Annotated in this window: 7 protein-coding genes; all 7 read right to left on the bottom strand. The window is 35.5% G+C overall.

Going from position 1 to position 4953, the window contains the following annotated elements; translation table 11 throughout:
• Nucleotides 1-617 (bottom strand): alkaline phosphatase family protein (locus AB8B65_RS02575; RefSeq protein ID WP_405299265.1); only part of this gene is annotated, 617 nt, incomplete at its 3' end.
• A gap of 155 nt (nucleotides 618-772) precedes the next feature.
• Complete coding sequence (locus AB8B65_RS02580; RefSeq protein ID WP_405299266.1) at nucleotides 773-1033, bottom strand: hypothetical protein; 261 nt, start codon at nucleotides 1031-1033, stop codon at nucleotides 773-775.
• Nucleotides 1034-1132: 99 nt separating this feature from the next.
• Nucleotides 1133-2782 carry a sulfatase-like hydrolase/transferase gene (locus AB8B65_RS02585; RefSeq protein WP_405299267.1) on the bottom strand — a complete coding sequence of 550 codons (1650 nt, stop codon included), beginning with the start codon at nucleotides 2780-2782 and terminating at the stop codon, nucleotides 1133-1135.
• Between the two features lie 198 nt (nucleotides 2783-2980).
• Nucleotides 2981-3823: an NmrA family NAD(P)-binding protein gene (locus AB8B65_RS02590; RefSeq protein WP_405299269.1), complete on the bottom strand. Its 843-nt coding sequence runs from the start codon at nucleotides 3821-3823 to the stop codon at nucleotides 2981-2983.
• A gap of 14 nt (nucleotides 3824-3837) precedes the next feature.
• The gene (locus AB8B65_RS02595; protein WP_405299271.1) at nucleotides 3838-4344 is read right to left on the bottom strand and encodes a DUF1772 domain-containing protein; all 507 of its coding nucleotides are present in this window, start codon (nucleotides 4342-4344) and stop codon (nucleotides 3838-3840) included.
• Between the two features lie 20 nt (nucleotides 4345-4364).
• A complete protein-coding gene (locus AB8B65_RS02600; RefSeq protein ID WP_405299273.1) occupies nucleotides 4365-4526 on the bottom strand; it encodes a hypothetical protein in 162 nt (53 codons plus the stop codon).
• A gap of 105 nt (nucleotides 4527-4631) precedes the next feature.
• Nucleotides 4632-4953 (bottom strand): helix-turn-helix domain-containing protein (locus AB8B65_RS02605; protein ID WP_405299274.1); only part of this gene is annotated, 322 nt, incomplete at its 5' end.

Consider the following 4953-nt stretch of genomic DNA (forward strand, 5'->3'; position numbering starts at 1 on the left):
AGCCAAGCAGACAATTGTGGCACTAATTGCGTACGCGGATTGGTGTCAATATGTGTGTTGTATAAATAGTGTCCATCATTCCAAATATCGGGTGTAAACCAACTGTATTCTGGTAAATCGTCATTTGCTATATCTTGCCAAAACTGAACATCGTTTACAATTTTCTCCCATCTATCTTTATCTTTCTGTACGTTATGAAAAGAAGCAAAAGCATTGTGTTTGCGGTAATACCTGGAAAGATCTTTGGCATCAGCCGCCGGAAATTGGGTAATTGGTTGTTCACTTGTATCATAATCAGCATTTACCCAATCAGGATTCCAAGCTTCATTCGGATAGGCTTCCATATACGCTTTCCAACTCACATTTTTAGCTTCTAAAATATCAACTAAAGTTTCTTGGAGTAGTGGAGAAGCTGGCGGAATATCGTTGGTAACTCCGCAAATTTCACCTGCAAAAGATGCTAGGTAATTGGTTTGAGAAGGATGAAAAGCACCAAAATAGTTTGTCATATCTGCTCCAGCAGCAGCTAATTTCTTTAAAAAAGGATTTTGAATTACATAACTGCGATATTGGTTTTCAAACATGATGGTAATCACGCGATCAAATGGTTTGCTCATGATAGTAGATTAATAAGGTTGGTTTTACAATATGGTGTTATAAATGTAAAACAAAGATTAAGCATTCACAATTGGAAACTACTCGTTTTAGTAAATTCAGGTAGAAATACGTATTGGTAATTGGACGTATTCTTGGATCAATAAATACATTAGTATTACATAATATCAGAGAGAATGACACATGTAGTTATGAGCGAATAAATTATACCAATGGTGGCAAGTAACATGAGGATATTTCCAATTTTTTCAACAGATTGAGAAGTTTTTACAAAGGTAGATAATACTTCTTTTTTTGATTTTAAACCAAAAAAACTTCTTAATTGTTGACTGTCATTAAGCATTTTTCCAACGCAAAATAAAATGGCGTAGTAAAGTATAGATTCTAGTAAACCAATTATTGCGGTAAATGCTAACATGAATTTTTATTTTTTATAAATATAGGATAAGATTATGATAAAAAAAAGCCATTTCGAATATGGAGATGGCTTTTGGTAAAAAAAAATGATACACTTTATTTATTCAGTAGTTACACTCGAAACATCCGCAAAATCCCAATTGTTAGGAAGCGTATACGTTTCTTCCATTTTTGCAGTAAGAATAGCGTGTAATTTTTTCCAAGTGTCTAATAATGAGTTTTCAATATCATCTGGAGATGCCAAAAGGTTTTCAGTTTCTGTTTGTCCGCCTTCCGTACTATAATCATACAATTCATATTGAATGGGAGACGATGGTTCACTCGAATCACTATTACTTACTTCAATTTCTCCATTGTAATTTACAATGCCATAGTTTTGACTGCCGTAATTAGCTGGATAATACACACCATATTTGTATTTATGACTAATAATTCCTCGAATGCAGGTATAGGCAGACATGGAACAATCGTCTGTAGCAAAATAATTATATTCTCTATTGTTTGAATCGCCATGTAAGACTGTATTTGCATAGCTTTCTCCTTGAATGACCACGTTCTCAGGAATGCTAGCTCCTGTAAGTTCAGCAATGGTTGGAAGCAAGTCAATCAGTGAAACCAAATCTTCCTTCACCACATTTTGCGGCAAGTTTGGATTTGAAAATATCATAGGAATCTTAATGGTTTCTTTGTAAATATTGTTTTCTTTTTGACGCAAACCTCCTTGCGACATCGCCATTTCTCCATGATCTGACATACGAATGATATACGTATCGTTTTCTAATTGATTGCCAACATGTACATTAGATCGCATTGCATTGATGATATCTCCTGTTAAATCATCAATGAGTGTTTGCAAATATGCGTAGAATTTTAAATAATTGGTGGCGGTATCAGTATCTTTAATTTTTCCACGCTGAAAACCCATTAAAAAATCTTTTTGTGCATCTGGTTTCCCATCTAAATCATTGTTGTAACTATCTGGAAGCACAAAATTATCATAAGCACTTCCGAGCCATTCTTTTCCTGTGTATCCTGCACTTTCTGGTGCAAACGGATATACCCAAACATCATGCGGATTTGCCAAAGAAACTACCAAACAAAATGGTTTTTCATCGTCAGGATTGTAGTTTTTAATAAAATCTACCGCAGATTCTTGACTGTTTAAAAACATGGGACCATTTACAATTCTGCCATCGTTTGCAGCGGTTCCGCCTCCAAGAGAATTTAACGGAGAATTCTCCGTAGGTTTCTCCGTGCCTCTTTCGGTTAAATTAGCTTCTGCCGTTCCTAAATCGGGAGATGTCCAACCTGGAAATGCATAATGATTTTCCATGGCGTCATCTTCAATCATCATTCGATCCATATCTGCGGGACGAATAAAACTAGAATTGGCAAACGAAGCATCCAAATGCCATTTTCCTTTGTAGACCATTCGATATCCTGCATCGGTCATAATTTTACCAAGCGTAGCGATAGATCCGCCCATAGGCAAGGTTCGACTCATGTTAATGGTATCATTCACTTTTAAAACACCATTCACTGTTGGATACGTACCCGAAAAAATAGTAGATCTGCTTGGAGAGCATGCAGTAGAACTACACATGTTATTTTCAAAAGTTACACCTGTTTTTTTCAAATGTGTCGTCCATGGCAAATATTCTTCTGCCCAGCCTTCCGGAAAGTGTTGAATAGTTCGTTGTTGATCGGTGATAAGAATAAGGATGTTGGGTTTTTTTTGAATGTTTTTCATGATATAAAATTTCTATGGTTGGTCTACATAAAGCTAAATAAAAGATGTGAATTTTACAATTTTATGGAAGTAAAATTTTGCGAAACACGTATTGGTACGTATTGATAATAAAGTAGTTATATGTTTTTTTGGTGTAAAAAAAAGCCATCTCTATTCTGAGATGACTTTTAGTGGTTCGTTTTTGGATTGATGATGCAGTTAGAAGGTCTGCGTTATGGATTGATTCCAAATGCCAGTTGCGGCTGTTGTTTGTGCAAATTCGTTAAAATCGATTGCTTTTCTGCCCAATACTGTTGAAATATCAGTAGAAACTATTTGATTGTCAGCATTGCCCAAAACTTCTTTAAATAAGTATCCTAAAAGCCAAATAAAATCATCAGGAACACCTGCGTTTTTCATACCTTCTAAATATGCATCTAAGGAAATTTCTTGAAAATTGATGTTTCTATTGGCTGCTTTTGCAATGGTTTCTACCGCTTCTTTAAAAGTTAAAGTTCTCGGTCCAGTTACGGTAATAATTTGCCCGTTTAGCGTGTCATCTAATAATGCTTTTGCAACAACTTCCGCAATGTCATCTGCATCGACAAAAGGAATTTTAGTTTCCGCCATTGGCAAGGCTATATGACCAGCTAAGATTGGATCTAAAAACATACTTTCGCTAAAGTTTTGGTTGAACCAAGAAGCTCGTACTATTGTGTAATTCAATCCTGAGTTTGCAACAATTTCTTCACAAGCTTCTGCTTCTTTTTCTCCTTTTCCCGAAAGTAATATTACTTTTTCTAAACCTTGCTGTAATGCCGTTTCGGTAAGCGCTTTAATAGCTTCTTTAGCGCCAGGAACTGCCAAATCTGGATGATATGTAATATATGCGCAGTCCATTCCTTTTAAGGCTTTTGCATAGGTTGTAGCATCGTTCCAATTGAATGGAATAGCGCTGTTGCGAGAACCAATATGTACGTTTTGTTGCTGATTTTGTAAAATGTGTGCGACACGACGACCAGTTTTTCCTGTGCCGCCAATGACTAAAATGTTTGATTTCATAATGTTTGATGAATTTAAAATTTATGTTGTAATACTTTAATAAGTGTGATGAGTAAAAGTCCAAAAGAAAGGATGCTTGTCAGCGTTCTGATGAAATGCAATCGATTCCATTTGATTTCAAACTGATTGCGTAGATTTTGTAAATCGTTCACAGATGCTTCTGCCAAATTGGTTTTGTCCAAAATTTCATTCAGTGGAACGTTCCCAAAAATGGTAACTAAGACAAGCCCGAAAAAATAGAGTAAAATAATGCTTCCTAAAAGTGTTGTAATTGTACTTGTGCTATCTTTCCATAGAAATAAACTGATGGCTTGTAAAATGAATGGGCCAAAAAATACAAGGATGAATGTTGGATTTATTATGGTGCGATTCATCTGCTGAAATGCATGTAAATATCCGAGGTTGTCCAATTTGCCAATTCCTATGGTTACGGCATTTGTCCATGTAAAACACAATCCTGCGGAAAGTCCCGTGAGCAATGTCGCAATCAATAGGATTCCAAGTTTGAGTGAAATGTCCATAGTATTCGTTTTTTTGAAAATTAATGTTGTTTTTTTTGCGAAGTTTTTTCTGGATTGAAAGTGACTTCTACGGTATTGATTTTAGAAAATTTTTCGTTAGAATCATTGTGCGCATCTACAGCAGTGAAAACAGCAAAAAAATTAACTAGAATAGCTAATAAAAGTATGTTGATAAGTCCCATAACTGATTGTTTTAGTTTGATGAGACAAAATTCAGGAAAGTTGAAATGTTGTGATTGACACTTTACGCCAATGTTTTGACAGTTTACGCCAAAGCGCTAAAAATGTTAAGATTTACGGTATTCAATTGGTGTTTTTCCTGTCCAACGTTTAAATGCACGATTGAAAGCGCTTTGTTCGGAGAAGCCAATTTCAAAGGCAATTTCGGCAAAACTACTATTAGATTGTAAGAGCAGAAATTTGGCGCGTTCTTCTTGTTTTTGTTGAATTAAATCGCGGAATGTAACCTCATGTTTGGAAAGTCTGCGTGTAAACGTGCGTGCGCTCATTCCTAAAATACTGGCAATTTCTGCTACACTAGGAATTCCGCTTGGAAGCGCATCTGTAATTAAATTTTTGACATCCGTCAGTAATTTATTAGAACTTACT

The organism is Kordia sp. (assembly GCF_045105435.1).
In the GTDB taxonomy this organism is placed as follows: domain Bacteria; phylum Bacteroidota; class Bacteroidia; order Flavobacteriales; family Flavobacteriaceae; genus Kordia.